Annotated in this window: 4 protein-coding genes; 3 read left to right on the top strand and 1 reads right to left on the bottom strand. The window is 39.4% G+C overall.

All coding sequences use genetic code 11. The annotated features are described in order from the left end of the window. Window positions 1-330 precede the first annotated feature (330 nt). Window positions 331-1,176, top strand: coding sequence for a 2-succinyl-6-hydroxy-2,4-cyclohexadiene-1-carboxylate synthase (gene menH / locus IQ229_RS17555; protein ID WP_194045889.1), 846 nt, complete (start codon window positions 331-333; stop codon window positions 1,174-1,176). 17 nt (window positions 1,177-1,193) lie between these two features. Here the strand turns inward: menH and IQ229_RS17550 are convergent, their stop codons facing one another. Beyond that, entirely contained in the window at window positions 1,194-1,838 is a 645-nt protein-coding gene (locus tag IQ229_RS17550) for a glycoside hydrolase family 24 protein (RefSeq protein WP_322744008.1), read from the bottom strand. 755 nt (window positions 1,839-2,593) lie between these two features. On the opposite strand from IQ229_RS17550, the gene hpsJ-B reads away from it, so the two are divergent. Further along, window positions 2,594-3,436 (top strand): hormogonium polysaccharide biosynthesis protein HpsJ, encoded by an 843-nt coding sequence (gene hpsJ-B / locus IQ229_RS17545; RefSeq protein WP_194045887.1) that lies wholly within the window; start codon window positions 2,594-2,596, stop codon window positions 3,434-3,436. A gap of 126 nt (window positions 3,437-3,562) precedes the next feature. Continuing rightward, a partial coding sequence (locus tag IQ229_RS17540; protein ID WP_194045885.1) for a glycosyltransferase occupies window positions 3,563-3,771 on the top strand: 209 nt, incomplete at its 3' end.

Below are 3,771 nucleotides of genomic sequence, written 5' to 3'. Positions count from 1 at the left end.
GTCAAGCACTTAAGCAGGAAATATTGTCCGGATAATCAGTGCGCTGGCGAACCCAGAAACACTAAGACCTAGCAAAATACTAGTAAACAAAAGACCTATTCGAGGGTTAGAATCTAGTTTTTTGTCTTCTCTACCACCTGTAAAGAATAAAGACCAAGCTTGGGAAGCATTGATAGTCTTAAAGCTATTAAAATCAGGTCTGAAAACAACAGAACCAAATAGCTGAGGAGATTTGAAGTCTAAATCATTGTTCATGTAAACAAGTATAACGAATATCTTGTCAAATAGCTACATTTATGATATTTACCTACAGATAAAGGCAAGGTAGATATGTCAACCCCTTCGGGGAATTCAAAATTCAAAATTCAAAATTATCAATTTCATTATTCTTTAATTGGCACTCTAGATAAACCACTAATTATTTTTTTGCATGGCTTCATGGGCAACATTAATGAATTTGATGAAGCCTTAAAATTACTGTTTAACAAATTTTCCTATTTAACACTTGACCTTCCCGGACATGGCAAAACCCAAGTTTTGGGTGAGGAAAAATACTATACAATGGCAAACACTGCTCATGCTTTAATCAACTTACTAGATGAGTTAAAAATTGCCAAATGCTTTTTAGTTGGTTATTCAATGGGTGGAAGATTAGCTTTATACCTAACCCTGCATTTTCCAGAACGCTTTCATAAAGTTGTTCTAGAGTCAGCTTCCCCAGGTTTGCCAACAGAAGCAGAACGATTAGAACGCATTAAACTTGATACTCAAATAGGCAGAAAATTAACAAGAAGTCTTGAAAAAAGCGATTTTGCCACTTTTATATCAAATTGGTATAATCAACCGATTTTTGGTTGTATAAAAAATCACCCAAAATACGCTCGCATGGTTGAAAGCAGGTTGCAGAACAATCCACAGGAATTAGATAAATCGCTGCGCTTTATGGGTACTGGATGTCAACCTTCTTTATGGGAAAAGCTACAATGCAATACAATTCCCATGCTTTTACTAGTCGGTGAATACGATCAAAAATTTATATCTATTAATACAGAAATGGTTAGAATATGTGAATTTGCTCAGATAAAAATAATTAGCAATGCTGCACACAATATCCACTTTGAAAATACTTTGGCATTTGTGGAAAATATCAAAACTTTTTTATCCGCAGCAAGCTAAAAATTAGGATAACTTCACTACTTCTTTACTGCCTTGCTAGAAGGAGTTGGGGATGGTGGCATCGGGGCTGTCGGTTGTTTAGCTGCGGTTAATTCTTCTTGCAACATTTTCTGATAAACCTTAGGCAAAGAGCTACTAACAGAATTAGTTTCTATCCCATATCCTAAACTTGTCCAAGTAGGAGAGAGTCGCCGTAAAACATCATTTATCTTTCCCTGACGCAACAGTTGAGAAATATCAACTCCCCAAACTTTAGAATCATTTAACCAACGGTAAACTACTACATCTTGATATTCTGCTTCAAAACTATAACCAGTCCAAAACATCATCTGCATCGGCTTTGGGTGATAACGAGGAGCTAAACGATACCAAGTAATGTTGATGATTTGATATCTGCCAGCAGCGGTAGAACAATTACCTGTATTGGGGCCTGTGACAATTGTGACGCATATCTCAGGATGTCGGCTAAGGTCGTTGACTTGCTGTCCACCGTATAACAGCGAATAGGGACGGTTTCCACTAGCCTCACTTGCCGAGATGGTTCGCATTAAAGCGCGGATATAAGGGTCGCCCTCTTTCATCACCAAAGGCGGCTGTTTATTTTCAAAGATGGGATCGGAAGGCGATCGCAAGTCTCCAATATACCATTGCAACAAATACACAAAGCCGAGAAGCGCGGCTATTGGGCCGATAAGTTTTTCAACACCTTTGAATTCAAAGCCTTTCAGAGTCTGACTCCTTCAAATTCACTCTTTTTGCTAACAAAAATCACCGACGAACTGATTCCAGTAAAGTTCACACCTGATTGTTAGTTATTATGTAAGGATTTGCTCATTTTTTTAGGAATTAGCAAGAAAGAGTATAAATACCGGAGTTTGCAATATAAAAAGTTTCTAACTCCTGCCTCAAAACCCGTAGTTTTCTACTTTATGCAAAAGAAAACTACTGTAAGTATAGCAAGCGAGATACTCCCAAAAATTTTGCCCAAGTATAAACTGAATTGCTTATGGTAGCATCTGACCTCAGTAATAATTGCTTCCTTGCTCAAATCGGGCGATAAGTCTATACAACCTCATTGCAAAGGTTTCGATTTAAGTTGACACCGATGCACATCTGTGAACTCTTATAAAAGGTCTATATTACGACTGATTGAGAACTGCAAGCAGGGAGATTGGGTAATTAATGAGTCTGTTCTTCTAGTCCTAGATCAACTTCGTATATTAAAATACCAGGAATTTTCTGAAGACACTGGAGATAACAAATGTTACTGTGGCCTAGTTGAAAACCAAGAGGCAGATAGCCTTTAGCAATATCGAATCTGCTTTGTGTTTTTACACAATAGTCATAGTCATGGGCACAATATTCAAGTAGCTTGAAATATGAAAATCACTCGTATTCACCGCCAGTTTGAAAAACTATGGTTAACCGTTTTACTTCCGTGACTACTGCTCTCACACTTAAGGTAGTTGGAATAATCTGCATTTTGTCGTTTTTCGTTGACTTTTTGATTTTATTGTTACCCTTTCAACCCACCGATCGGGTATGGCAAATCAATTTGGGAACAGCGCTTGTCGATCGCGGAATTGTTCCTCTAGTCGGTTTGGGGCTTCTGTTTGCTGCCTATTGGATTGAGAACGCCGATCCAGCAAGCGATCGCCCCCAAGGTATCGATTTAAGATTTCCCGCCGCGATTATCTCCAGTATTTTAGGGTTGATGTTCTTGCTGATTTTTCCCCTGCACCTAAATAACGTCAATCAAGCGAAGGCTCAAACACTCAACCGAATCACCCAAGAAGCAGCTCAGGCAGAAACTCAACTGGACACTCGGTTATCGCAATTGCAAGCACAACTAAATACTGAGCAAGGAAAAGCGCAACTAGACCAACTGCGAAACCAAACCAAAGCTCAGTTTAGTGAAATCCTCAAAGATGACCAAAAATATAAGCAAGCAATTGAAAGCCCTCAAATTCCCGCAAATATAAAAGAGTTACTGAAGAAGGCTAAAACAAATCCCCAAGTACTTGACAAAGCTATCGAACAACAAACAGATGTTCAAACGCTGCAAACTCAACAACTGAGCCAAGTTCGGCAGCGCCGAGACGACGCACTCCAACAAGCTAAAGATACTGCTTGGAAATCTGGACTGCGGATTGGTATTAGCAGTTTGCTATTGTCTATTGGTTACATTATCATCGGCTGGACAAGCCTAAGAGGTAGTGGTGCTGTACAAGGCGGTAAACCTAGAACTGCTGCACGCTAATCCACTATTGGCATGGCAGTAAGAAGTATCCAAAAATTATTGACGGCTGATACTGCCATGCGCCTAATAGCTAATAACAATAAAAAGACAATTATCACTGAGTAAAATCGCTATAAAACTTGAGTAATGTTCTCAATTTACATACTGACATATAACGAAGAACTAGATATTGCTGCTTGTATCGAATCGGCGATGTTATCAGATGACATCATTGTTGTGGATTCATGCAGTAGCGATCGCACTGTGGAAATCGCCAGTCGCTATCCCATCCGCGTTGTCCAACACGCTTTTGAAAGCCACGGACGCCAACGCACCTGGATGTTAGAGTCTATCCC

This window comes from Nostoc cf. edaphicum LEGE 07299, from assembly GCF_015207245.1.
In the GTDB taxonomy this organism is placed as follows: Bacteria; Cyanobacteriota; Cyanobacteriia; order Cyanobacteriales; family Nostocaceae; genus Nostoc; species Nostoc edaphicum_B.
Note: the sequence above shows the minus strand (reverse complement) of the source record. Positions and strands in the feature narration are given on the sequence as shown.